Below are 23,586 nucleotides of genomic sequence, written 5' to 3'. Positions count from 1 at the left end.
CTTTGCGTCGCCGTAACCAATTAGTTAACGAGCCGGCTGTACCCTATCCGTGAGACAATAGCTCTCGATTGCTGACACATGTCTGATTGCTAAATGAGCAATAACCTCAACACGCGCTACTCGATGCACGAGCACGCCTCCCGTGATAGTTACGCGCGCAGAAACGAAGGAGACAAATCCACTCCTTCGACGGGTGAGGAATCCGTGCTCCAACGCACGCCAAGCACAGAGTTGCGCGAGGCATCGACCGCATCACGCGATCGACCGAACGAGAGCAAGCGAAAGCTGCGCGTTGTCCTGGTGCAGACCCAGGCCGAGAACGCCGGCGCGCAGGAGATTTCGCGGCTGCTCGGCGCCGGCCTCACCGCCCGCGGCTACGATGTCGCCAACCTGTTCTTCTACCGCAAATCGGATTCCTTCGACGAGCCGCCCAATACGTTCTATTGCGCGCAGACCCGTCCGGGAAATCCGGTGGCGCTGCTGCGCATGCTGTGGGCGCTTGCCGGCCATCTCAGGACCTTCAAGCCCGACGTCGTCCTGACCTTCCAGCACTTCGGCAACGTGATCGGCGGCGGTGTGTCGCGCCTCGTCAGCCGCGCCCCCGTGATCGCGAACCAGGTATCCTCGGCGCTCTCGATGAGCATGCCGGTGCGTGCTGCCGACATCATCATGGGCTCTACCGGTTTCTTCCAGTGCATCACGCTGAACTCGCGGGACATGGAGCGTGAATACGCACGCTATCCCGCTCCGTATCGGTCGCGCATGAAGCACGTCCCGCACGGCTTCGACGACAAGTCGCACAGCCTGCCGAAGGATGTTGCGCGGCAGCAGTTCAAGCTGCCGCCGGACCGTACCCTGCTCGGCTGCGCGGCAAGGCTGCACCCGCACAAGCGGCTCGATGCGGCAATTCGCCTGCTGGCTGCCGATCCATCCTGGCACCTTGCGCTCGCCGGCCAGGGCGCGGATGAAGGGCGGCTGAGAGCCCTGGCGGATGAGCTAAAGGTCTCGGACAGGCTGCATTTCATCGGCGAGATTCCACCGCGCCAGATGGCCGATTTCCTGGCTTGCCTCGACGTGTTCGTCTTCCCGACGCAGGCCGAAACCTTCGGCCTTGCCGCGGTCGAAGCCGCGAGCGCCGGCATTCCCTGCGTCGTCAACGATCTCCCAGTGCTGCGCGAGGTGCTGTCCTGCCAGGGACAGCCCGCAGCGGTGTTCGTTGACGCTTGGAACGAGGCCGAATTCTCGGCCGCCGTGTCGACGGTCCTGACCGATCGCGTGCTGAGCGACCAGCTGCGGCAAAGCGCCGTCGGCCTGAAGTCGCGCTATTCGTTGGATGCCATGATAGAGGAATACGTCCGCATTCTCGGCGACGCTGTGGGGGCGGACGCGCACTAGGAAGTTGGGCTGGCCATGATTATCGAGTTTCGCTGCGATCGCGCGCAGCCGCGGCTCTGGATGTGCCGCGAGTCGTTGCGCGTCAACGATCAGGATATTCCCGTTCAAATCGCCTGGACCACGACGCCGGAGCCCCGCCCCGCCGGCCTCGACATGCTGTTCGAGCTCGAGCGCATCGTCCTGCGCAAGGGCAAGACCGGCGGCGCCGACCCGTTGAAGACGATCCCGCAGCGTCCGCGCGCCGGCAACCCCGACGTGGTGGTCGACTTCACCAGTGCCATGCGGGATCCGAGCTGCGCCGCCAAGCTCTATCTCCGTCCACGCTTCAACGGCCGCACGGGAGAAAGTGCCGCGCTGGCGGCCATTCTCGCCGGTGATCTGCCGGTGATCGAAATCGTCAATGAGCTCGACGGCTCGGTGATGGACCGCGGCCATCCCTCCGCGGAAATCGCGGCTGGCTTGAGCGGCGGGCTCGATGCGGTGATGGCGCGCACGCTGTCGATGCTGCCGCCGATACTCTCAGGGGCTCCGCGGCTGGTGCCGCAATTGGCAGCTCCGGCGAGCGGCGGTGCAACGCCAAATCCTGCGCCCATTGTCGTGCGCGGCGTGGCGGCTTCAATCGCGAAGGAAATCTATCGCCTGTGCTGCTACGCGCCGCATTGGCATGTCGGCTGGCGCTTCGCCGGGAACACGGATATCTGGCGCACCGGCGACCTCTCGGGACCTGCCTGGAACGTGCTCGGCGATCCCGGCAACCACTTCTATGCCGATCCGTTCCCAGTGAAATGGCAGGGCAGGACGTTCGTCTTCTTCGAGGACCTCGACCACCGGACCGGCAAGGGCATCATTTCCGCGATGGAATTCGACGGCAGCGGGCCGATCGGCACGGCGATGCCGGTGCTCGAAGAGCCCTGGCATCTGTCCTACCCGTTCCTGATCGAGGACAATGGCGAGCTCTGGATGATCCCGGAAAGCACCGCGCATCGGGACGTTCCGATCTACAAATGCATCCGCTTTCCGGACAAGTGGGAGCGGCATTCGACGCTGCTGTCCGGCCTCGAACTTGCCGACGTGACGATCACGCAGCACAACGGCCTCCATTACATGTTCGGCGCCTGGCGCGACGGCACCGGCGGATATTCCGACACGCTGGCGATCTATTACGCCGGGCAGTTGCTCGGCCCCTGGCAGCCGCATGCGGCCAACCCGATCCTGATGGATCGCGCGACCACGCGACCTGCCGGCAACTTCGTGACCGTCAATGGAAAACTGTGGCGGCCGGTGCAGGACTGCACCAATGGATACGGCGCGGCGCTCGGACTTGCCGAAGTGCTCGAACTGTCGCCGACGACCTACAAGCAGGCCGTTCGACATCTGCTCAAGCCCGGGCCGCTATGGACCGGGCGCAAACTCCACACGCTCAACCGCTGCGGCCAGCTCGAGGTGATCGACGGCTCGCGGGTGCAGCCGAAGACCACGGCGTTCCTGGCGAGCCTGCGGTCGAGCGGCCCATCATCGCAATGGGGTTGGCATGGTGCGCTGGCGAAGCCGATCGCACGACGGCTCTACTAGCCCACAATCGATGTGGCGGCTCAGTTCGGCTCGGCGCTCAGCACGCCGCCGAACTGTTCCCAGGAGCTTCCGGTCCAGCGCTGCAGCTGAAGCTGCGTATAGGCCATGCTGTTGGCGGGGCCGGTGTTGATCGTGATGCCCGGCATCAAGGTCGGCAGCACCAGCCCCTTGATGTTGCGCGCCTGCTTGACGATGTTCTCGCGCGACAGGTCGTCGCCGCACTGTTTCAGCACCTGCTCCAGAATCTGGCCCTGCTGGGTCCCGAACAGGTAGTTGTTGTCGCCGATATCGGCGCCGGGAAGATATTTCTCGAAATGGGCGCGATACCATTTCATGCCGGCATCGTCGGCCCATTTCTTGTCGTTGGGATCCTTGGTAATGGTCGCCACGACGACGCCCACTGCCTTATCCGCGCCGGCCGGCACGATCGTCGCCGAGACCGAGCTCGACACGTAATTGACGATGGTGAGCGGCGTCCAGCCGATCTCGCTCGCCTTCTTGATCGCCTGTGCCGCGAATTTCGGCGTGCCGGCGATCAGGAATGCCTGGGCGCCCGACGCCTTCAGCGTCACCACGCGGGATTCGATCGTGGGCTCGGTGACCTCATAGGGAGAGGTCACCACCTTCTTGTCGAACTCACCCTTCAGGGTTTCCTTGAACGCGGCCACGAAGTCCCGGCCGAGATCGTCGTTCTGGTAGAGGATCGCGATCTTTGCGTCGGGCGCCGTCTGGGAGATGTATTTGGCGTAGATCTTTCCTTCGGTGTTGTAGCTCGGTAGCCCCGTGGTGGTCAGCGGAAACTCGGCGAAGTTGGCAAACTTGGTCACACCGCTGACGACGAAGAGGTGCGGCACCTTCTTCGCGGTCACGTATTTGATGGTTGCGCCGATGCCGGGTGTCCCCAGCGGGCTGAACAGGAACGCCACCTCGTCGCTCTCGATCAGCTTGCGGGTCTGCTCCACCGCCTTGGGCGGCGAATAGGCATCGTCATAGGTGATGAGGTTGATCTTGCGGCCGTTGATGCCGCCGCGATCATTGATGGAATGCACGTAGGCGATCAGGCCCTTGCCAGTATTGCTGAGCGGGGACGCCGGGCCGCTGAACGGGAACGTCGCCCCGATCCTGATTTCCGATTCCGAGACGCCGGGCGTTTCGGCGCGGACCGCAGTTGCGGCAACGGCCGCCAGCATCGCAATGGACACGGCAAACGTCTTCAACGACATGAATTCCCCCTGAGCTTATGAATTAAACGGCGCTTGCGACCGCCGCGCGGCGTCTACCAGGCTTCGCCGAACGGCCTGATCTCGACGTTGAACGACCACGCGCTGCGGTCCTGATGGGCGACGTGCCAGACCTCGTCCGCGATCGCGCGCGGCTTGATGAAGAAGTCGTCCGGCCGCTCCGGCCAGCGCTTTCGCGTCCATTCCAGATCGATCACCGCGTCGATCACGAGATAGGCGACGTGGACGCCTTGCGGCCCGAGGTCGCGCGCCATCGCTTCGGCCAGGATGCGCTGCGCCGCCTTGGTCGGCGCGAAACCGGCGAAACCGGCCTTGCCGCGCAACGCCGAGGTGTTGCCGGTCGCAACGATGGCGCCCTTGCCGGCAGCGATCATCGCGGGAGTAAATCGCCGCGCCAGGTACAACAGGCCCATCGTGTTAACCTGGAAGTTGCGATTGAGAATCTGCGGATCGATCTCGCGGAAGGTGCCGAACGCCCCGCCGACGGCGTTGTGGATCACAACGCCGGGATTGCCGAGATCGCGCTCCACGGCCGACGCCACCGCCTCGACTTGCACAGGGTCGGACACATCGCATCGATAGGCCTTTGCACCCGGCAACTGCTTCTCGAGCGCGGCGAGACGCTCGTCGTTCCTGGCAAGAAGCGCGACGCGATAGCCGCCTTCAGCGAACCTCCTGGCGAGTGCCGAACCGGTGCCGGGCCCAACGCCGGATATCAGACAGACGGGTGCGGTCATGCAGTCAATCCTCCGCGTTGCAGCCAATCATTCTCGAGATCAAGCGGCCGCCTTCGACAGCAGCTTCTCGACGTAAGGCTTGAGGTCCGGCCTAAAATGCGCGTGCTCGACCAGCCGGGCGAAGTGAGCGAACATCAGCGGATATTCGTCCCGTACGCCGGGATGCAGTATTTTCTCCAGCCCCTGCTTGCGCAGTTGCTCGGCCCGCCCATGCTCGTTCATGAACAGCGCAAGCTCGGCGGCAAGGCAGATGTCGGCAATCGAGATGCCGTTCCCGACCAGCGCCTCTCGCCGTGGCGACAGTGCCTGCTCGATCCCCGAGGCATAGATCGCGAACGCATCCTTGGCGCGGGCATGAATGGCCGCATCGACCGTGCCGCCCGACAGCGCGAGCAGATAGATCTGCGTGTCCCGCGCGAAGACCAGGCTGACGTCGAGAAAGCTGTCGATCCTGGACGCCTCATAGGCGTCACGTCCGTACAGCGGAAACTTCGCTTCGCCGAGCCGCGCCACTGCCCGCATGATGCTGTTCGATTCGAATATCCCGACTTTGCCGTCGGCGCCGAACGCGGCCGGCACATTGCCGAACGGCTGCGCCGCCATGAACGCATCGGTCTTGAAGAGCTGCGCGCCGGTCAGGCCGACCCGGCCGGTCCGCGCCAGCGAGGCGAGCTCGGCGCGTTCCTGCTCCGCCAGCGGACGGGCATCGTAGTCCCACAGCCAGTCGCGCAACTCCTTGCCGGACGCGCCCCTGACCTCGACGTCGACGCCGCAGAACCGCGCCGCAATGGTTGCCTTCCAGACCCGCGGGTTCGGCAGATAGGAGAAGATGCGCAAGGCGGCCATGGTGGCTGCTCCGGGTGCTGTTGCCTCAGGCGGCCAGTTTCAGGATCTTGACGACGTCGCCGGGCTCGCGGATCGGCTGCGGATTGGTCCGGGTGAAGATCGACAGCATGGCGTTCCGGCCGATCAGCTCGAAGCGGTCTTCGGCGACACCGACATCGGCAAGCCGCCGCGGCAGGCCGAGCTCCGCGATGAAGCCGGCGAATGCCTCGCTCGCGTCGCGGCCGGGCGCACCAAGCGCGGCGGCGATCGCTTGCTGTGCGGCTTCCGTCGCGGGGCGGTTGTAGCGCAGCACGCTCGGCATCATCACTGCCGTGCAGAAGTAATGCGGGACGTCGCAGGTGCCGCCGAGCACATGGCCGATGGCGTGACTCGCGCCCATCGGCACCCGCGACTGCAATCCGAAGGCCGACAGCCACGAGCCCAATTGGCAGCTCAGCCGCGCCGCCTCGTCGTCGGGATTGGCCTTGGTACGCAGCAGGCCGTGATGCAGATAGCGCAGTCCCTGCTGGCACACCGCATCGACCAGCACGTTGGGCCGGCTGGAGCAGATCGCCTCGATGCCGTGATCCATCGCGCGCGTGCCGGAGCCGAGCCAAAGCTTCTCCGGCGTGTATCTGGTGATCGCGGGATCGAGGATGATGCTGCGCGGCATCATCATCGGGTGATTGAAAATCTGCTTCAGCTTGCGGCCGGTGTCGGTGACCAGCGCGCCGGAGTTATATTCGCCACCCGAGAGCGTGCTGGGGATCGCGATCATCCGGACCTTGGGCGTGCGGAACGGGCCGAAGCGGCGGTCCGGCGTGGTCTCGAAGCCGTCGAGGCCATCAGGTTCGAAGATCTCGTGCTCCATGCACATCAGCACGATCTTCGCGGCATCGACCACCGAGCCGCCGCCGATCGCGACGATGAGATCGGCCTTGGCTTCGCTTGCCTGCCGTGCGATCTGGGTCACCACATCCCGCGTCGTGTGCTGCGGCACGCCATCGAAGGTCGCAGCATGGCGATCGCCGAGCGCTTTGCGGATCTTCTCGATCTCGTCGGTCGTGGTGTTCAGCGTGCGGCTGGCGATCAGATAGACGCGTTTCGCGCCCAGCCGCTCGGCCTCCTCGCGCAGCGCCTCGGCTGCCGGCTTGCCGTAGATCACGGATTCCATGCTGGGATATTGATGGCTGCCGACGACGCCCATGCTGTTCACTCCCTCGATGTGTCCGTGAGTTGCGCTGCCGGTCAGACCGACAGCTTGGTGAAATCAGGCTGGCGCCGTTCGGCGAAGGCGGCGAAGGCCTCGCGCGCCTCCGGCGTCGTCAGCCGCTCCTTGAACAACACGCCTTCCTCGGCGATCTGCGCCGCGATCCGCTGCTGCTCGCGCATCAGCTTCTTGGTCAGGCTGAGCGAACCGGCCGGCCGCTTGGTCAACGCGACCGCCGCGTCATGCGCCTTCTTGCGCAGATCGGCCTGCGGCACCACGGCATTGGCGAGACCGGATGCCAGCGCGCCCTGTGCATCCATCGGCTCGCCGAGCGCAAACATCGCATAGGCGCGCGCGTGCCCGATCCTTAAGGGAAGCAGCCAGCTCGAGGCCGCCTCCGGCACCAGAGCGAGGTTGACGAACGGCGTGATCAGCCGTGCGTTCTCGGCGAGATAAACGAGGTCGCAATGCAGCAGCATGGTGGTGCCGACGCCGACCGCATTGCCCTGCACGGCCGCGACCAGCGGCTTGCCGACCTTGCTGATGGTCTCGATGAAGCGATGCGCGGGGCTGTCGACCGCGCTCTCGCCGCGCGCCTGGCTCGCGAAGTCGGCCAGGTCGTTGCCCGCGGTGAAGCTGTCGCCGTCGCCCTGGAACAGGATCACGCGGACGGATGGATCCGCCTCGGCCTGCTTCAGCGCATTCGACATCGCGTCATACATGGCGCCGGTCAGCGCGTTCTTCTTCTCGGGCCGCTGCAAGGTCAGCGTCATGACGCCGGCGGCGACCTCCACTTTGACATGCTCGGTCATGGCACTCTCCCGTCAGGCGACCGCGCGGGCCGCCGTGGTTTCAAACTTGCCGTCGAGGAAGCCGGTCAGCCGCTGCCGGATGATCGCTTCGGCCTCGCTCATGATGCGGTCGATCAGCTCCTTGACCGTCGGAATGTCATGGATCAGGCCGACCACCATGCCGCAGCTCCAGGCGCCGGCATCCATCTCGCCGTCGATCATCACCTTCGGGTAGACGCCGGCGACCTGCTCGTGGATGTCTTCGATCTTGAGCTTGCCGCCCTTCTCGCGCTCGATCACGAGCAGCTCGTCGACGCCCTTGTTCTTGAGCACCCGCTCGGTGTTGCGCAGCGCCCGCATCACCAGGCGCGTATCGAGCTCGTCGGCATCGAGCAGCGCCTGCTTCACATTGGCATGGACCGGCGCCTCCTTGGTCGCGATGAAGCGCGTGCCCATGTTCATGCCGGACGCGCCCATCGACAGCGCGGCGACGAGGCTGCGCGCATCCGCCATGCCGCCCGAGGCCACGAACGGGATTGTCAGTTCGTCCGCCGCGCGCGGCAGCAGGATCATGTTCGGGATGTCGTCCTCGCCGGGATGACCGCCGCACTCGAAGCCGTCGACGCTGACCGCGTCGCAGCCGATCTTCTCGGCCTTCAACGAATGCCGCACCGAGGTGCATTTGTGGATCACCTTGATGCCGGCCGCTTTCAGCGCCGGCATGTATTGTTCCGGGCTGCGGCCGGCGGTTTCCACCGCCTTGACGCCGCCCTCGCGGATAGCCGCGATATACTCGGGATAGGGCGGTGCGGTGAAGCTCGGCAGGAAGGTGAGGTTCACGCCGATCGGCTTGTCGGTCATGTCGCGGCAGCGCGCAATCTCCTTCGCCAGCAGCTCCGGCGTCCGCTGGGTCAGGCCGGTGATGATGCCGAGGCCGCCAGCATTGGACACCGCGGCCGCCATCTCGGCGAAGCCGACATAATGCATGCCGCCCTGGATGATCGGATGCTGGATACCGAACAGTTCAGTGATTGCTGTCTTCACAAGTTTCTCCCGCGTTGCCGATCAGTGGATGATTTCGAACAGTCCGGCCGCGCCCATGCCGCCGCCGATGCACATGGTCACCACGCCGTATTTCGCCTTGCGCCGCCGGCCCTCGATCAGGAGGTGGCCAGTGAGCCGCGCCCCGGTCATGCCATAGGGATGGCCGATCGCGATCGAGCCGCCATTGACGTTCAGCTTGTCCGGATCGATGCCGAGCTTGTCGCGGCAATAAATCACCTGCACCGCGTAGGCCTCGTTGAGCTCCCACAGATCGATGTCGTCGATCTTCAGATTGTGCCGCTTCAACAGCCGCGGGATCGCGGCAACCGGGCCGACGCCCATCTCGTCCGGCTCGACGCCGGCGGCGACGAAGCCACGGAAGATGCCGAGCGGCTTCAGGCCCTTCTGCGCGGCGATCTTGTCGCTCATGATCACGCAAGCCGAGGCGCCGTCGGAGAGCTGGCTGGCATTGCCAGCGCTGATGGTCTTGCCCTCGAACACCGGCTTGATCTTGGCGAGTCCGTCCGCCGTGGTGTCGGGCCGCGGGCCTTCATCCTTCGCCAGCGTCACCTGCTGGAAGCTGAGTTCCTTGGTGTCCTTGTTGACTACGGCCATCTTCGTCGTGATCGGAACGATCTCGTCGTTGAAGCGGCCGCCCTGCAATGCGGCGCCGACGCGGCGCTGGCATTCAAGGCTATACTCGTCCTGCTTGTCGCGGCCGATCCCGTAGCGCTCGGCGACGACCTCGGCCGTCTCCAGCATCGACATGTACATCTCGGGCTTCATCGCCATCAGCTCGTCGTCGACGGCGTGGAACCGGTTCATGTGCTCGTTCTGCACCAGGCTGATCGACTCGATGCCGCCGCCGATCGCGATCTCGACGCCGTCGAGCATCACCGAACGCGCAGCGACCGCGATCGCCTGCAGGCCGGAGGCGCATTGCCGGTCAATGGTGGTGCCGGCAACCGTGACCGGGAGGCCGGCGCGGATCGCGCCCTTGCGCGCAACGTTCATCACCATGGTGCCCTGCTGCATGGCGCAGCCCATCACCACGTCCTCGACCTCGCCGGGCGCGATGCCGGCGCGCTTGACGGCCTCGGCCATCACATGGCCGGCCAGCGTCGGACCGTCGGTGTTGTTGAGCGCGCCGCGATAGGCCTTGCCGACGCCGGTGCGCGCGGTGGAAACGATGACTGCATCCTGTGACATGCTTGCCTCTCTGGCTTTATGCGACCGCGTCGAGCTGCGCGAAGCGCAGCACGTGGTAGGCGGGATCGCCGAACTGGATGTTGATGGAGGAAATCCGCTTGAAGTAGTGGCCGACATTGAGCTCGTCGGTCATGCCCATGCCGCCGTGCAGCTGCACCGCCAGGTCGGCCACGAACTTGCCGGCATAGCCGATCTTGGATTTGGCGCCCGAAGCCAGCCGGGAGATGCCCGCCTCATCGTCGTTGAGGCTGAGGCTGAGATGCTGCATCAGGGACAACGCCTCCTGATGCGCGATGAACATGTCGACCATCCGGTGCTGCAGCACCTGGAAGCTGCCGATCGTTACGCCGAACTGCTTGCGCGTCTTGGAGTAGTCGAGTGTCGCGTCGTTCAGCTCGCCGATCGCGCCGACTGCCTCGGCACAGAGTGCGCCGATGGCCCGGTTGCGGCAGGCTTCCAGCGCCGCGACGCCCTCGCCTTCCCGGCCGAGCAGTTCGCCGCGTACGCCGCGCAAGCTGATCTCGGCCGCCCGGCGGCCATCGATCGTCCTGAAGCTCTGCAGATCGAGATTGGCGGCGCGGCGATCGACCACGAACAGGCTGACGCCGCCGCGATCGTGGCGATGGCCCGAAGTGCGGGCGGAGACGATCAGATAATCTGCCCAGGGCGCCGCCATCACCGCCGTCTTCTCGCCGGTGAGGACATAGTCGTTGCCCTCCCGGCGGGCCGTCGTGGTGACGGTGGCGAGATCGAAGCGCGAGCCCCTCTCGGTCCACGCCAGTGCCCACAGCTTCGATCCCGCGATGATGTCGGCGATATGGGCCTGCTGCTGCGCGTCGGAGCCTGCCTGCTCGAGCAGGCCACCCGCAACGACAACAGTCTCGACGAACGGCTCGACCACGAGATGGCGGCCAAACTCCTGCATGATGATCATGGTCGACAGCGGTCCGCCACCGAGCCCGCCGACGGCTTCCGAGAACGGTGCCGCGAGCAGGCCAAGCTCGGCGAGTTCAGCCCAATGCTTGCGGCTGAAGCCCTCCTCGCTGGCGACGATCTTGCGGCGCGCATCGAAGTCATACCGGTCGCGCAGCAGCCGCTGCACGCTGGACCGCAACAATTCCTGCTCTTCCGTGAACTGGATATCCATCCGATCCTCTCGTGCCGCTACTGCTAGAGCGCGATGAGATGCGCTCTGGGTCCCTGTTTGAGCATCATGCTCTAGAGCCCAAGCACCGCCTTCGCGATGATGTTGCGCTGGATCTCGTTCGATCCGCCGTAGATCGAGAGCTTGCGCGAATTGAGATATTTCTCCGATGCCGTGTGGCCGTAATCCGGGCCCGGCATGAAGCGATTGGCGCTGACCGGATGCTCGCGGATCGCAAGGCCGTCATTGCCGATCGCGCGATGGGTCAGCTCGGTGATATTCTGAAAGATCTCGGTGCCGCGGATCTTGAACAGCGAGGCCGTGGGTCCCGGATCGATGCCACGCGCCATCTGGGCGACGACCCGAAGCTCGGTCGCCTCCAGCGCCAGCACGTCGAGCTCGACGCGAGCGATGTCCCTGATGAATTCGAGATGCGCCGGATCGTCTTCCGGGATCTCGGCCTTCACGATCTTCTTCAGCCGCGCGATGTAGCGCGTCGAGCGGCCGATGCCGGCCATGCTGGTGCGCTCATTGCCGAGCAGGAATTTGGCGTAGGTCCAGCCCTTGTTTTCCTCGCCGATCAGATTCTCGGCGGGAACACGGACGTTCTCCAGAAAGACGTCGTTGACCTCGTGCGAGCCGTCGATGGTGATGATCGGCCGCACCGTGACGCCCGGCGACTTCATGTCGATCAGGAGGAACGAGATGCCGGATTGCGGTTTGGCGGCCGGATCGGTGCGAACCAGACAGAAGATCCAGTCGGCATGCTGCGCCAGCGTGGTCCAGGTCTTATGCCCGTTGACGATGTAGTGGTCGCCGTCGCGCACCGCCTTGGTGCGGACAGTGGCGAGATCGGAGCCGGAGCCCGGCTCCGAATAACCCTGGCACCACCAATCCTCGCCGGACAGGATGCGCGGCAAGTATCTCTTCTTCTGCGCGTCGTTGCCGAAGGTGTAGATGACCGGACCGACCATGGTGACGCTGAACGCCAGCGGCGGCATCGTGCCGGCGCGCGTCGTCTCCTGCTCGAAGATGAAGCGGCGGGTGATCGACCAGCCGGGTCCGCCGTATTCCCTGGGCCAAAGCGGCGCGATCCAGCCCTTCTCGTGAAGGATGCGATGCCACAGCAGCATCTGCTCCTTGGAGAGATCGGTCTCCGGATTAGGGACGCGCATCTCCGCCGGGTAGTTATCCTTGATGAAGGCGCGGACTTCGTCACGAAACGCCGCGTCTTCAGGAGAGAGCGCGAGCTCCATCTGTAATGCTCCTTACCACTTCTCGCCGAAGGGGCGGATTTCCAGCTCGAAGGTCCAGGCGCTCTTCGGCTGCTGGTAGAGCTGCCAGTAGGACGTCGCGACCGAAGCCGGCGGCATCAGCAGGTCGGGATTGTCGAGTGCCTCCTTGCCCCAGAGCTGCTCGCGGCGCTCGCGCACCCAGGCCGTATCGACGCCGGAATCGATGATCAGATGCGCAACATGGATGTTCTTCGGACCAAGCTCGCGCGCCATCGCCTGCGCCACCGCGCGCAGGCCGAACTTGGCGCTGGCGAACGCAGCATAGCCGCTGCCACCGCGCAGCGACGCGGTCGCCCCCGTGAAGAAGATGTTGCCCTCGCCACGCGCTGTCATCAGCCGCGCCGCCTCGCGCCCCGCCAGGAAGCCGGAATAGCAGGCCATCTCCCAGACCTTGCGGAACACGCGCTCGGTGGTCTCCAGGATCGGGAAGTTGACGTTGGCGCCGATGTTGAAGATGCAGACCTCCAGCGGCGCATGCTTGTCGGCGTCGTTGAGGAACGAGATGATTTCCTCTTCCTTGCGCGCATCGAGCGAGCGCGCATGAATCTCGCCACCGGCAGCCTCGATCTCCTTGACCAGCGGCGCGAGCTTGTCGCCGTTGCGGCGGCCGGCGAAGACCGTGAAGCCTTCGGAGGCGAATTTCTTGGCGATCTCGCCGCCGATGAAATCACCGGCACCAATGACGGCCACCGTCTTGTTTCTCTTCTGCATGGTGTACTCCGGTCTTGTTCGAGTGAACGATGTTGCGGGCGACGCGGCAGGCTCAACTGCGCAACGATTCCGCGAGCTTGTGCTTCAGCAGCTTGCCCGTCGATGTCGCGGGCAGCGCGTCCATCAGGATAATCTCGGACGGGCGCTTGTACGAGGTCAATTGCGGTGCGATGTGGGCCATCAAGTCCTGCACGGTGGCGGTCGAACCCTTGATCAGCTGCACAAAGGCAATGACCTCCTCATTGCCCTCAACCGGGCGGCCGACCACGGCGCACTGCACCACGGCGTCGTGCGTGCTCAGCACCGCCTCGATCTCGGCCGGATAGACGTTGAACCCGGAGCGGATGATCATCTCCTTGGTGCGCCCGACGATGTAGAGGATGTCATTCTCGAAGCGAGCGAGATCGCCGGTGTTGAACCAGCCGTCGGGGTCGATCGCCTTGGCGGTCAGATCGGGCGCGCGATAATAGCCGCGCATCACGTTCGGGCCGCGAACATGGAGCTCGCCGACTTCGCCCGGCGCGACCGGCTTGAGGTCGCGGCCGACCAGCTTTGCCTCGAGGCCCGGCATCACGGCGCCGACCGCGTGGTCGGCTCGCGGGTTATCGGGCCGGACACCGGAGATGCCGGGCGAGCATTCGGTGATGCCGTAGCCATTGAGCAGCGGCAGCCCGAGTTCCTGCTCGACCCTGGATTTAAGCTCGAGGTCGAGTGGCGCGCCGGCCACCGAGATCACCCGCAACCGGCCGCGATCGAGCTTCGGCAGGCCGGCATTGCGCCGGTATTCGAGCAGACGCTGATAGGTGGCGGGCACGCCGTTCAGGATCGTGATGCCCTCCTCGGCCATCGCCTTGACCAGCGCGGCCGGGTCGTACTTGGCGACCAGCCGCACGGTGGCGCCGACCATCAAGGTCATCGTCAGCAGCGAGATGCCGACGATATGCGAGATCGGCAGCACGCAATATTGCACGTCGTCGGCCGCCATCTTGCGGAAGCCGGCGGTGCCGCGGGCGCTGAACAGCAGATTGCGATGCGTCAGCATCACGCCCTTCGGCGTGCCCGTGGTGCCGGACGTGTAGATCAGGACCGCGACCTGGTTGGCGCCGTCGGCCTCGACCGGCTCAACCGTGGTCGCCAGGTTCAGGCCAGTGACGGCAACGCCGCGGAGCGGGCCGACATCCTGCACAACAGCCTCATAGCGCGCAGCATGCGCGGCCGCCTCTTGGGATACATCGGCAGTCAGCAACACACGGCGGGCGCCGCTGTGATCCCTGATCTGATCCAGCTCGCGCGGCGACAGCCGCGGATTGACCACGATTGACCAGACATCGAGCCGGCTTGCCGCCAGCAGCAGGCAGGCCAGCGGAATCGAATTCTCGCTCACGATCATCATGCGGTCGCCGGCACGGATGCCCAGCGCCTGTAATGCCTCGGCGACACGGCCGACCGTTCGATCGAGCTCGCGATAGGTCAACTGCGTGTTGTCGTCGACCAGCGCAGGATGATCCGGCGTCGCCGTGACGTGGTGATCGATCACCTCGTGGATACGGTTCGGCAAGCCTTCCACACTTCCTTCGATAATCCGGATCGGCGCCTGCACTGAAACCTCCCTGTCGCTACCCTTCGGGCTTGTTGTGTTGAGGATTTCTCCACTCACGCGGTCTTGCGCTGCCCCGCAGCCAGCTGCGCGACGATTTCTTCCTCGACCTCGCGTACCTTGTCCTTGCCGAAGAATATCTCGTTGCCGACATAGAAAGTCGGCGATCCGAACGAGCCGCGCGCGACCGCGTCGCTGGTGTTGTCGATCAGCTTCTTCTTGACGTCGTCCTGCTGGGCGCGGGCAATCAGACGATCGATGTCGATCCCCGAGGACAGGAATGCTTCGCGGAAGACCTGCGGGTCGTCCATCTTCTTGGGCTCAACCCACATGTGGTTGTAAGCCGCGCGAAAATAGGGCTCGAACACGCCTTCAAACTGTGCGGCCACCGCACCGCGCATCAACGCCAGCGTGTTCACCGGAAAGAACGGGTTCATGGCGAATTTCGTGATGTTGTAACGGCGCAGGAAGCGCTCGGTCTCGAGCGCGTTGTATTCGGGCTTGTTCTTGATGCCGCGCAGCGACTCGCCGGGCGACATGTTGCCGGTCGCCTTGTAGACGCCGCCGAGCAGCACCGGGACGTAGTCGAACTTGACGCCGGTGCGCTTCTCGATCCCGGGCAGCGCGAGCTCGGCGAGATAGGCGTTGGGGCTTCCGAAATCGAAGTGGAATTCGACCTTGAGCGGAGCAGCCATGGAACGCCCTTCCCTTCGATGGGCGGCAATGCCTGTTGCCGCCCGGTTGATCGTGGCCCGGACCATAAGTTCTATTTTAGAACTGTCAATATGATATTTGTCATCCAATGACCGAGTGGCGGCCATTGCGTAGGCATCCTGTTGAAATGACGTAAGTTCTGTTTTAGAATTTTATGTGCGATGCCGTCGCAGATCGCAGGAGACGCCGATGAAATGGGATACCCTCGAGGAGGAGCCGTGCTCGCTGGCCCGTACAGTGGCCGTGATCGGCGACCGCTGGAGCCTGTTGATCCTGCGCGAATGTTTCCTGCGCATCCGACGGTTCGATGACTTCCAGGCATCGCTCGGGATCACACGGCATCTGCTCGCCGACCGGCTGAAGAAGCTGGTGCGGTTCGGCGTGCTGCGCAAGATTCCCTATCAGGAGGCGCCGAAGCGCTACGAATACATCCTGACGCAGAAGGGTCTCGATCTCTATCCGATCATCATGTCGATCGTGCACTGGGGCAACGTCCACATGGTCGATGCGCGCGGCCGGCCGTTGCTGCACGAACACAAGACCTGCGGGAAGATGTTCGACCCTGTCATGGTCTGCTCGGAATGCGGCGAGCCGCTGAGCGCGAAGGCGGTCCATGTGCATCCGGGCCCCGGTGCTCGGAAATCGTCGCCGGTGCACGCCAGCGCGCGGGAGCGCGCCAAGCGCGCCGCGGAATCGAGCTAGCTCATTCAGTGTGACGGCGCAGCCATCAGCGCGACATTGCCGCCGAGCAGGCAACCGACAGGACGGCCGCCGGCAAAGCCGATGCGGACGCGGATCTCCGACAGACGCCCCATCGCCCGGCCCTGCAGGATTCGAATCTCGTCGTCGTTCGGCGCGACCAGACCATAATCGAGCAGACCGAACGCCAGCGCCGCGGCCGCGATGCCGGTTGCGGCATCTTCGCGATAACCGGACGCGCGCGGGAATTGCCGCGCCTCGAACAGACGCGCCTTCTGGTCGATCACCGCGAATGGATAGAGCCCGGTCGATCTGATCCGGCCGCAGACCGCTTCGACGGCCTCGGCGGCGGGATCCAGCGCATTCAGCGCCTCGGGAGAGCGCATCGGAATCAGGGTCTTGATCCGCGATGTGACCGCATTGCAGGGCGTTGGCGCGCCGATCGCATCCGGCCCGACCGCGAGCGCCCGAAGCACGTCATCGCGCTGCCCATCGGTGAGCGGAACGGTCTTCCCGGCCGGCTGGGTGATCTCGACACTCGGCTCGCCGTTGCGATCCCGGCTGATGAAGCCGGTGACAGGGCCGCTGCGCGTCGAGATCCGGATCGTATCGCCGGGCAGCTTGCCATGGCGCGCCAGCAGCCAGAGCGCGCCGATGGTGGCGTGGCCGCACATCTCCATTTCATGGTTCGGGACGAAGAAGCGGAACGTGGCGTCGAAATCGTCGCTCTGCGCTGGCAACACGAATCCGGACTCGTGACCATGGCGGCGGGCAACGTCCTGCATCTCGGACGCGCTCATGCCGCTCGCATCGACCACGATCGGACAGGGATTGCCGCCCTGCCCATCCACCGTGAACACGCTGACCATCTCGGCTGTCGTCATGATGTCGCCCGCTTGTCTCGCGTTGCTATTTGACCAGCGTCGCTCCGGTTTCCGGATGCTGCAGCCAGCCGAGCAACGCCGCGTGGAAGCGCGCCGGCGCCTGGATCTGCGGCGAGTGGCCAAGGTCAGGGAATTCGATCAGCTGCGCATGCGGAATCCGCTTCGCGGCCTCCTTGCCCAGCACCGGATAATTGCCGAGCGTCTTGCGGATCTCCGGCGGCGCGGTGTCCTTGCCGATCGCGGTGGTGTCCTTGTCGCCGACGAACAGCAAGGTCGGCGGCTTGATCTGCTCGAATTCGTAGAACACCGGCTGGGTCGCGATCATGTCGTAGAGCCGCGCCGAGCTCGACGCCACGGCGGCGCGGCCCTCCCCGCGATACATGCCGGCCAGCATCTGCACCCACGTCTCGTAGGATGGATCCCAGGTATCGGCATAGTAAGTGGCGCGCTCATAGGCGCGAATGCTGTCCGCGGTGACGCGGGTCTCGCGCTGCATCCAGCCGTCGAGGCTGAGCCAGGGCACGCCCTTGGCCTTCCAGTCTTCCAGCCCGATCGGATCGACGAGCACCAGGCGGTCGGTGGCCTCCGGATACATCAGGGCGTAGCGCATCGCCAGCATGCCGCCGGTCGAGTGACCGACCATGATCGCGTGTTCGATCCCAAGCGAAGCCAGCAGCGCGCGGCTGTTGCCGGCGAGCTGCTGGAAGGTGAACTGATAACGTTCGGGCTTACTGGATTTGCAGAAACCGATCTGGTCCATCGCGATCACGCGATAGCCGGCGCCGCTGAGCGCCTTGATGGTGCCGTCCCAGGTCGCGGCACAGAAATTCTTGCCGTGCAGCAGCACCGCGGTCTGGCCGTTCGGCGTCGCCGGCTTGACGTCGAGATAGGCCATATCGAGCTCCTGCCCCTGCGAGCTGAAGCGATAATGCTCGACCGGATAGGGATAGTCGAAGCCCTGTAGTTCCGGTCCATAGGCCGGTTCGGCGGCCGATTGCGCGAATGCGCTGGACGCGCCGAGCACGATAATCGCAGTGACGGCAAGATGAAGCAGGGCTTTCAGGTACATCTCAGCAAATCCAGAACTCAGGGACAACTTCGTGATGCCGTAGCCGAACGGCTGGGCGCCATCCAGCGCCCAGCGATGATTTGTTCGTGATCTCCGCGCAAACGCGACGCGTTTGTCGCGAAACCGCTTCGCACTTTTCCGGATCATGCTCTACGCCGGATCGAACGCCCGGATCGGCGGCAGATTGCCGTTGAAACGCTCGACCTCGACGGTCGTGAGCTGGCCGGTGCAGCCCTGTGCGAAGGATGACGTGCCGATGTCACGGGTCAGCACGTTCGGATTGCCGTGCACGCAGAGCGAGGCCTCCTCCTCGGGGTCCATCGGATCGTACCAGGCGCCGGTCGGCAGCTGCACCACGCCGGGCGCGATGCCGTCGGTGACATGCACCGCGGCAAGGCAGGCGCCGCGCGCGTTGAAGATGCGGATGATGTCGCCCTCAGTGATGCCGCGCGCGGTCGCATCGCGCGGGTTCATGCACGCGACCTCGCGGCCGCGATGCTTGGCCCCTAGCGAATGGCCGCCGAAATCGAGCTGGCTGTGCAGGCGCGTCACCGGCTGGTTGGCGACAAGGAAGCACGGCGCACCTGATGTCGGCGTGTCGGTCTTCTCGAGCCAGACCGGATGGCCCGGACAATCGGCATCGCCGTGATCCGCGATCTTCTGCGAGAAGATCTCGATGCGGCCGCTTCGTGTCGGCAACGGCCGCGCGAGGGGGTCCTCGCGGAAGCGGCGCAGCGAGCCCCCGTCGTCGAGATGCTGCGGCACAACCAGGCTGCCGCGTTCCCAGAATTCCTCGAAGTGAGGGGCCTCGAGCCCGCGCGCGGCGAGCGCCTTACGGGTCGGCTCATAGAGATGTTCGAGCCACTGCCGCGACGTGCGCCCTTCGGTGAAGGGCTCGCGGGCCCCTAACCGCTCGGCGAGATCGGCGAAGATCTCGTAGTCGTCGCGCGCAAGGCCGAACGGCTCGGCGATCCGGTGCATGGCGACCATCAGCGGATCGTTGCTGGAATAGCCGATGTCCTCGCGCTCCAGCGTCATGGTCGAGGGCAGCACGATGTCGGCGTGGCGCGCGGTGGCGGTCCATGCGAGCTCATGCACCACCAGCGTATCGAGCCGCGCAAAGGCCTTGCGCAGGCGGTTGAGGTCCTGGTGATGGTGGAACGGATTGCCGCCGGCCCAATAGACGAGGCGGATATCCGGATAGGTCCGCGTCTCGCCATTGTAGCGATAGCTGGTGCCGGGATTGAGCAGCATGTCGGCGATGCGCGCCACCGGAATGAAGTCGGCGACGCCGTTGCGGCCTTGCCCCAGCGTCGGTCCCGGCACCGCATTGACGCGACGCCCGTAATAGCCGATCGCGCCGAGCGAATAGGCGTAGCCGCCGCCGGGCAGGCCGATCTGGCCGAGCGCTGCCGCCAGCACCATGCCCATCCACACCGGCTGCTCGCCATGCTCGGCGCGCTGCAATGAATGCGACACGGTGATCAGCGCACGCCGCCCGGCAAGCCGACGCGCGAGCGTCCTGATCGCCTCAGTGTCGATGCCGCAGATCGCGGCGGCCCATTCGGCGCTCTTGGGCACACCGTCGCTCTCGCCGGTCAGATAGCGCAGGAACTCCGGCCAGCCCTCGGTGTAGCGATCGAGGAACGCCTGATCGTGCAGGCCTTCGCTGACCAGGGTGTGGACGATGCCGATCATCAGCGCGGTATCGGTGCCGGGTGTCGCCGTCAGCCATTCGGCGCCGGCCTCGACAGGCAGATCGTCGCGCAGCGGGCTGACCAGGATGAACCGGCAGCCGCGCCGCTGCGCCGCTTCCATCGCGCCGCGCTCGACATGCTTGCTGATCGAGCCGCCGGCCACCATCGAGTTCTTCAGCGCCATGCCGCCGAACGCCAGCACGATGTCGGTCTCGGCTGCAATCTGCTCCCAGGTGACGTTGCGCTTGGTGATGTCCTCGTAGCCTGTCAGAATCTGTGGCAGCAGCACCGAGGACGCGCCTGAGGAATAGGAGTTCACCGAACGGACATAGCCGCCGAGTGCGATGTTGAGGAAGCGGTGCACCTGGCTCTGCGCGTGATGGAAGCGGCCCGCGCTGGACCAGCCATAGGACCCGCCGAACACCGCGCCCGGGCCGAGCGTGTCGCGGATCCGCGCGAGCTCGCCGCCGAGCAGATCGAGCGCCTGCTCCCAGCTGACCGAGACGAACTCGTCGCGGCCGCGACGATCGTCGGGCCCGGGGCCGCGCTCGAGCCAGCCGCGGCGGATCGCAGGCTGGGCAATGCGCGCCTGGTGGCGCAGCGCGCCGGGGAAGTTATTGATGATGCCGTTCGGATCGGGATCGCCGCCATAGGGCCGGACTTCGAGACCCTGCTTGCCGAGCCGCGCCGAGAACACGCCCCAATGCGAGGTATGCGGCTTGAAACCATCGGACAGATCGAGGCCGGGATCGGGGTAGCCCAAGATTTCGTTCATCGGGTTTCGCTCATCGAGTGTCCTTCATCCGCGGGCCGGCGCCAAGGCCGCGCCGGTCGCAACGCTCGGGCCAGTATAGTGATCCAGTCGGCACGCGATACCCGCCAGCCGGTTATCCGCCCGTGCCGTGCCGGCATGACTGCGCCTAACGGTGACGGAACTCCCCGCCGCGGGGGCGCGCGGCCAAAATATCGAAAACAACCCCATGCACAGTAAGCGGCCGGCTGCCGGCGTTCGACGAGGCAACTGCGTTCGACGAGGCAACTGTCCGTAGCGGGTGAAGATGTCGTGTTTTTGTAGCTCGTGATCTGTCGCCTTCGTTTCAGATTTGCAGGGGAGCCGGAAGGCGGGGACGGCTTTCCCTGATTGATCATGCCATGGCTGTTGCGGCGGTTTTAGCCCTCCGGGTCGGTTTCTTTGTTCGACTTGAAGCCCGTTTCTCCGCCCCGACCCGCGCTGTCTCGACGGCGGCGCGCGCAGGAGCGGTCAAGGACGCGCGCTTGCGCGCCCGCAAGGGCTTGTCCTTGACGGCTCCGAGCACGCTGCCAGGCTGAGGCGCGTCGGGGCTGATCTGGTGTCCGTTGGCGCTGAACATCGCCAACCGATGCGGTCCGAGGAACACGCTGACGGTGCCATCGGGATACTCATGTAGGCGCACCACAGCCTTGACGAAGTGAGGCCTGAGCCGGCTCTGCGGCAGCTGCAGCCGCCGACCGTTCCATGCAACGGTATTATCGTTGGCGACGGTTCGCTCCTCGATCACGCACAGCGCCTCGCGCCAGGCCTCATGGCGGTCGGCCACGAATGCCGTGCCGTCCTGTTCGGGCTTGATCGCAAACGCGGCGTTGTGCCCGGCGATGTAATGCGTCTTCAGCCACGTGTTGGCGGCTTCGAGCGTCGTGATCCCGGCAAGCCGCAGCTCCTTCGGCAGCCGATCCTGCAACGTGCCGAACACCCGCTCGGAGCGCCCGCGCGCCTGCGGCGAATAGGCTGCGATATGCTCGATCCCAAGATGCGACAAAGCCCGTCCCACCTGGGTTTGTTGCGTCTTGGAGACCTTCTCGCCAGCTTTTGGGGTCAGGAAATAATGGCTGCCGCGGTCGGTGTAGAGCGCGCAGAACAGGCCGTGCTCGCCAATCACTTCGCGCAAGGCCTGGAAGGTCGAGGCCGTTCCTTCTTCCTCGACCAGCACCATCGAGTAGATCTCGCTGGTCGCATCGTCCATCGTGACGATCAGGTCCTTCGCGGGCAGACCTTCGATCCAGACGTGGCGCGATCCGTCCTGGTGCAGCAGCATGCCCCGAAGCGGCCGGCGTGGGCGCTTCTTGCGGTGCGCCGAACGCTTCGGCGCCTTCCGCACCAACCCCGCCGCGTGCAAGGCCAGCTTGGTCACCGTATAGCCCAGCATATAGTCATGCCGCTTTTGCAGCTGCTCGTGGAAATGCTTCACCGTGAAGTCCGCGTACTTGTCCCGGAACAGCCCCAGCATCCGCTCCAGTTCTTCCTCCGGCGCCCGCCTCGGCGAGCGCTGACCCATCCGCCGGTCGACAAGCCCGTCATCGCCCTCCGCCTCAAAGCGTTCTGCCCAACGTTGAAAGGTCCGCACGCTGATCCCCAGAACCTCTGACGCCGCCTCCTGCGTCAGCTCCTTGGCCTCCGTCCGCTCCAACAAACTTGAAAACCGCATCCGTCGTACACCCTCGTGAATGGATGCCGTGCCCATCGTGCCCCCTTTGTTCCGGGGCACCGAAAACACGACACTTCACGAGCTACAAACAGGCGACAGATCACGAGCTACTGACACGTTCGACGAGGCAACTTGACACGTCGGGCAAATCAGGGGTAAATTTCCAATATTCCGAAATCGTGCAAGTGCCCCCTCTCCGCAGCAGCGGGCGCGACGATCGCGCTTGCGGCCGAACCCCTCCCAACAATCGACATCGCACCGGCTGGCGCAGCGAGCGATCGCCTGCGCGCATGCCGCGCGCGCCCCAAGGACCATCGACATGACGACTGCACCTGACATCACCGTGCCGACGATGCCCGCCGCAACCGGCCAGAGCCACGCCACCGCGACGCCGCGCATAAAGCTCTCGCGGCGCGGATACGCCATCGACCACCCCGACCCGAAGCTCGGCGAAGCGCTGATGGCGAACGCGCTGGGGGCCGCCGATCGCGACGCGATGGACGGCATCCTGCGGCAACTGGTCAAGGCCAGCGTGAGCGGCGGCAAGCCCTGCGAGGTCAACCTCGCCTTCATGATCTCGATGGTGAAGAGCCTCAAGCCGCGGGATTCCGTCGAGGCCATGCTGGTGGCGCAGATGGTCTCGGTCCATGTGATGGCGATGCGCTGCGCCCATCACCTCGCGCATGCCGACGACCTCGCCCAGCACGACAGCGCCGCGCGCGCGCTCGGCCGGCTCACCCGCACCTTTCCCGCCCAGATCGACGCGCTGACCCGCTATCGCAGCCAGCGCGAGCCCGCCATCACCGTGCAGAACGTGAAAGTGGAGGACGGCGGCAACGCCATCGTCGGCAACGTCACCCAGCATGCGAGCGTGATCGTTTCCGACCAGACCCGGGCAGCGGCGACGCGGGCACTGAGGCCCGCGCGCGCCAGGCGACGGCATGATGCCGCGGATGCCGGGCCGGACGCACCGGCATGAGCGATCACATCAGAACCACCGGAGCGATGCTGGCGAGCCGGCGCTGCGGCGCCAAGACCCGCACCGGCGGCGCGTGCCGCGCGCCGGCTGTACGCGACAAGACGCGCTGCCGCATGCACGGCGGCGCCGAGGGATCCGGCGCGCCAAGGGCAAACCGGAACGCACGCAAGCACGGCCTGTTCACGAGGGACGCGATCGCAGAGCGGAGGGAGATTCGGGCGTTGTTAGGCGATGTGCGGAGGGTGCTGGAGGGAATGAGGTGATTAGTTTCGGGGACGGCGCACTAATGATCTGCGCCATTGAAAGATTCC

General features: G+C 65.1%; 21 protein-coding genes. 5 read left to right on the top strand and 16 right to left on the bottom strand.

The annotated features are described in order from the left end of the window. Window positions 1-93 precede the first annotated feature (93 nt). Both ACE10Z_RS10775 and ACE10Z_RS10770 read left to right on the top strand, forming a co-directional pair. Complete coding sequence (locus ACE10Z_RS10775; RefSeq protein WP_375787898.1) at window positions 94-1,395, top strand: glycosyltransferase family 4 protein; 1,302 nt, start codon at window positions 94-96, stop codon at window positions 1,393-1,395. 15 nt (window positions 1,396-1,410) lie between these two features. Then, a complete protein-coding gene (locus ACE10Z_RS10770) occupies window positions 1,411-2,967 on the top strand; it encodes a hypothetical protein (protein WP_375787897.1) in 1,557 nt (518 codons plus the stop codon). A 20-nt stretch (window positions 2,968-2,987) separates the two neighbouring features. On the opposite strand, the gene ACE10Z_RS10765 is transcribed toward ACE10Z_RS10770, so the two are convergent. The 12 genes from ACE10Z_RS10765 to ACE10Z_RS10710 form a co-directional block, all read right to left on the bottom strand. Next, on the bottom strand, window positions 2,988-4,190 hold the full coding sequence (locus ACE10Z_RS10765; RefSeq protein ID WP_375787896.1) for an ABC transporter substrate-binding protein: 1,203 nt from the start codon (window positions 4,188-4,190) through the stop codon (window positions 2,988-2,990). Between the two features lie 53 nt (window positions 4,191-4,243). Continuing rightward, complete coding sequence (locus ACE10Z_RS10760; protein ID WP_375787895.1) at window positions 4,244-4,945, bottom strand: SDR family NAD(P)-dependent oxidoreductase; 702 nt, start codon at window positions 4,943-4,945, stop codon at window positions 4,244-4,246. Window positions 4,946-4,984: 39 nt separating this feature from the next. Beyond that, window positions 4,985-5,791, bottom strand: coding sequence for a glutathione S-transferase (locus tag ACE10Z_RS10755; RefSeq protein ID WP_375787894.1), 807 nt, complete (start codon window positions 5,789-5,791; stop codon window positions 4,985-4,987). A 25-nt stretch (window positions 5,792-5,816) separates the two neighbouring features. Beyond that, on the bottom strand, window positions 5,817-6,977 hold the full coding sequence (locus tag ACE10Z_RS10750; protein ID WP_375787893.1) for an iron-containing alcohol dehydrogenase: 1,161 nt from the start codon (window positions 6,975-6,977) through the stop codon (window positions 5,817-5,819). Between the two features lie 41 nt (window positions 6,978-7,018). Beyond that, window positions 7,019-7,792, bottom strand: coding sequence for an enoyl-CoA hydratase-related protein (locus ACE10Z_RS10745; protein ID WP_375787892.1), 774 nt, complete (start codon window positions 7,790-7,792; stop codon window positions 7,019-7,021). Window positions 7,793-7,804: 12 nt separating this feature from the next. After that, window positions 7,805-8,815 (bottom strand): NAD(P)H-dependent flavin oxidoreductase, encoded by a 1,011-nt coding sequence (locus ACE10Z_RS10740; protein ID WP_375787891.1) that lies wholly within the window; start codon window positions 8,813-8,815, stop codon window positions 7,805-7,807. Window positions 8,816-8,836: 21 nt separating this feature from the next. Beyond that, window positions 8,837-10,024, bottom strand: coding sequence for an acetyl-CoA C-acyltransferase (locus tag ACE10Z_RS10735; protein WP_375787890.1), 1,188 nt, complete (start codon window positions 10,022-10,024; stop codon window positions 8,837-8,839). 16 nt (window positions 10,025-10,040) lie between these two features. After that, the gene (locus ACE10Z_RS10730) at window positions 10,041-11,171 is read right to left on the bottom strand and encodes an acyl-CoA dehydrogenase family protein (protein ID WP_375787889.1); all 1,131 of its coding nucleotides are present in this window, start codon (window positions 11,169-11,171) and stop codon (window positions 10,041-10,043) included. A 71-nt stretch (window positions 11,172-11,242) separates the two neighbouring features. After that, on the bottom strand, window positions 11,243-12,424 hold the full coding sequence (locus ACE10Z_RS10725; RefSeq protein WP_375787888.1) for an acyl-CoA dehydrogenase family protein: 1,182 nt from the start codon (window positions 12,422-12,424) through the stop codon (window positions 11,243-11,245). A gap of 12 nt (window positions 12,425-12,436) precedes the next feature. After that, the gene (locus ACE10Z_RS10720) at window positions 12,437-13,174 is read right to left on the bottom strand and encodes an SDR family oxidoreductase (RefSeq protein ID WP_375787887.1); all 738 of its coding nucleotides are present in this window, start codon (window positions 13,172-13,174) and stop codon (window positions 12,437-12,439) included. Window positions 13,175-13,226: 52 nt separating this feature from the next. Beyond that, complete coding sequence (locus tag ACE10Z_RS10715) at window positions 13,227-14,741, bottom strand: class I adenylate-forming enzyme family protein (RefSeq protein ID WP_375789802.1); 1,515 nt, start codon at window positions 14,739-14,741, stop codon at window positions 13,227-13,229. Window positions 14,742-14,827: 86 nt separating this feature from the next. Next, window positions 14,828-15,466: a 2-hydroxychromene-2-carboxylate isomerase gene (locus tag ACE10Z_RS10710; protein WP_375787886.1), complete on the bottom strand. Its 639-nt coding sequence runs from the start codon at window positions 15,464-15,466 to the stop codon at window positions 14,828-14,830. A 208-nt stretch (window positions 15,467-15,674) separates the two neighbouring features. On the opposite strand from ACE10Z_RS10710, the gene ACE10Z_RS10705 reads away from it, so the two are divergent. Next, window positions 15,675-16,187: a helix-turn-helix domain-containing protein gene (locus ACE10Z_RS10705; RefSeq protein ID WP_298366994.1), complete on the top strand. Its 513-nt coding sequence runs from the start codon at window positions 15,675-15,677 to the stop codon at window positions 16,185-16,187. A gap of 5 nt (window positions 16,188-16,192) precedes the next feature. Here ACE10Z_RS10705 and ACE10Z_RS10700 read toward each other — a convergent pair whose 3' ends face one another. The 4 genes from ACE10Z_RS10700 to ACE10Z_RS10685 all read right to left on the bottom strand — a co-directional run bounded on the left by ACE10Z_RS10700 (window position 16,193) and on the right by ACE10Z_RS10685 (window position 22,296). Further along, window positions 16,193-17,068 carry a PhzF family phenazine biosynthesis protein gene (locus ACE10Z_RS10700; RefSeq protein WP_375787885.1) on the bottom strand — a complete coding sequence of 292 codons (876 nt, stop codon included), beginning with the start codon at window positions 17,066-17,068 and terminating at the stop codon, window positions 16,193-16,195. A gap of 25 nt (window positions 17,069-17,093) precedes the next feature. Continuing rightward, window positions 17,094-18,137 carry an alpha/beta fold hydrolase gene (locus tag ACE10Z_RS10695; protein WP_375787884.1) on the bottom strand — a complete coding sequence of 348 codons (1,044 nt, stop codon included), beginning with the start codon at window positions 18,135-18,137 and terminating at the stop codon, window positions 17,094-17,096. A 150-nt stretch (window positions 18,138-18,287) separates the two neighbouring features. Then, window positions 18,288-20,609 carry a molybdopterin guanine dinucleotide-containing S/N-oxide reductase gene (locus tag ACE10Z_RS10690; RefSeq protein WP_375787883.1) on the bottom strand — a complete coding sequence of 774 codons (2,322 nt, stop codon included), beginning with the start codon at window positions 20,607-20,609 and terminating at the stop codon, window positions 18,288-18,290. A gap of 370 nt (window positions 20,610-20,979) precedes the next feature. Next, window positions 20,980-22,296: an ISNCY family transposase gene (locus ACE10Z_RS10685; RefSeq protein ID WP_375783413.1), complete on the bottom strand. Its 1,317-nt coding sequence runs from the start codon at window positions 22,294-22,296 to the stop codon at window positions 20,980-20,982. A 319-nt stretch (window positions 22,297-22,615) separates the two neighbouring features. Between ACE10Z_RS10685 and ACE10Z_RS10680 the strand changes: the two genes are divergently transcribed. Both ACE10Z_RS10680 and ACE10Z_RS10675 read left to right on the top strand, forming a co-directional pair. After that, window positions 22,616-23,275, top strand: coding sequence for a hypothetical protein (locus tag ACE10Z_RS10680; RefSeq protein WP_375787882.1), 660 nt, complete (start codon window positions 22,616-22,618; stop codon window positions 23,273-23,275). Continuing rightward, window positions 23,272-23,538 (top strand): HGGxSTG domain-containing protein, encoded by a 267-nt coding sequence (locus tag ACE10Z_RS10675; protein ID WP_375787881.1) that lies wholly within the window; start codon window positions 23,272-23,274, stop codon window positions 23,536-23,538. The genes ACE10Z_RS10680 and ACE10Z_RS10675 overlap by 4 nt, the downstream gene beginning before the upstream one ends. Window positions 23,539-23,586: the final 48 nt, after the last annotated feature.

Origin of the sequence: Bradyrhizobium sp. Pha-3 (genome assembly GCF_042258615.1) — a bacterium.
Lineage (GTDB): Bacteria > Pseudomonadota > Alphaproteobacteria > Rhizobiales > Xanthobacteraceae > Bradyrhizobium.
Note: the sequence above shows the minus strand (reverse complement) of the source record. Positions and strands in the feature narration are given on the sequence as shown.

What these genes read in the sequence shown, in the direction of transcription:
- ACE10Z_RS10775 (WP_375787898.1), top strand. Translation starts at nt 94, where the DNA reads ATGAGCAATAACCTCAACACGCGCTACTCGATGCACGAGCACGCCTCC.
- ACE10Z_RS10770 (WP_375787897.1), top strand. Translation starts at nt 1,411, where the DNA reads ATGATTATCGAGTTTCGCTGCGATCGCGCGCAGCCGCGGCTCTGGATG.
- ACE10Z_RS10765 (WP_375787896.1), bottom strand. Translation starts at nt 4,190, where the DNA reads ATGTCGTTGAAGACGTTTGCCGTGTCCATTGCGATGCTGGCGGCCGTT.
- ACE10Z_RS10760 (WP_375787895.1), bottom strand. Translation starts at nt 4,945, where the DNA reads ATGACCGCACCCGTCTGTCTGATATCCGGCGTTGGGCCCGGCACCGGT.
- ACE10Z_RS10755 (WP_375787894.1), bottom strand. Translation starts at nt 5,791, where the DNA reads ATGGCCGCCTTGCGCATCTTCTCCTATCTGCCGAACCCGCGGGTCTGG.
- ACE10Z_RS10750 (WP_375787893.1), bottom strand. Translation starts at nt 6,977, where the DNA reads ATGGGCGTCGTCGGCAGCCATCAATATCCCAGCATGGAATCCGTGATC.
- ACE10Z_RS10745 (WP_375787892.1), bottom strand. Translation starts at nt 7,792, where the DNA reads ATGACCGAGCATGTCAAAGTGGAGGTCGCCGCCGGCGTCATGACGCTG.
- ACE10Z_RS10735 (WP_375787890.1), bottom strand. Translation starts at nt 10,024, where the DNA reads ATGTCACAGGATGCAGTCATCGTTTCCACCGCGCGCACCGGCGTCGGC.
- ACE10Z_RS10730 (WP_375787889.1), bottom strand. Translation starts at nt 11,171, where the DNA reads ATGGATATCCAGTTCACGGAAGAGCAGGAATTGTTGCGGTCCAGCGTG.
- ACE10Z_RS10725 (WP_375787888.1), bottom strand. Translation starts at nt 12,424, where the DNA reads ATGGAGCTCGCGCTCTCTCCTGAAGACGCGGCGTTTCGTGACGAAGTC.
- ACE10Z_RS10720 (WP_375787887.1), bottom strand. Translation starts at nt 13,174, where the DNA reads ATGCAGAAGAGAAACAAGACGGTGGCCGTCATTGGTGCCGGTGATTTC.
- ACE10Z_RS10710 (WP_375787886.1), bottom strand. Translation starts at nt 15,466, where the DNA reads ATGGCTGCTCCGCTCAAGGTCGAATTCCACTTCGATTTCGGAAGCCCC.
- ACE10Z_RS10705 (WP_298366994.1), top strand. Translation starts at nt 15,675, where the DNA reads ATGAAATGGGATACCCTCGAGGAGGAGCCGTGCTCGCTGGCCCGTACA.
- ACE10Z_RS10700 (WP_375787885.1), bottom strand. Translation starts at nt 17,068, where the DNA reads ATGACGACAGCCGAGATGGTCAGCGTGTTCACGGTGGATGGGCAGGGC.
- ACE10Z_RS10695 (WP_375787884.1), bottom strand. Translation starts at nt 18,137, where the DNA reads ATGTACCTGAAAGCCCTGCTTCATCTTGCCGTCACTGCGATTATCGTG.
- ACE10Z_RS10690 (WP_375787883.1), bottom strand. Translation starts at nt 20,609, where the DNA reads ATGAACGAAATCTTGGGCTACCCCGATCCCGGCCTCGATCTGTCCGAT.
- ACE10Z_RS10685 (WP_375783413.1), bottom strand. Translation starts at nt 22,296, where the DNA reads ATGCGGTTTTCAAGTTTGTTGGAGCGGACGGAGGCCAAGGAGCTGACG.
- ACE10Z_RS10680 (WP_375787882.1), top strand. Translation starts at nt 22,616, where the DNA reads ATGACGACTGCACCTGACATCACCGTGCCGACGATGCCCGCCGCAACC.
- ACE10Z_RS10675 (WP_375787881.1), top strand. Translation starts at nt 23,272, where the DNA reads ATGAGCGATCACATCAGAACCACCGGAGCGATGCTGGCGAGCCGGCGC.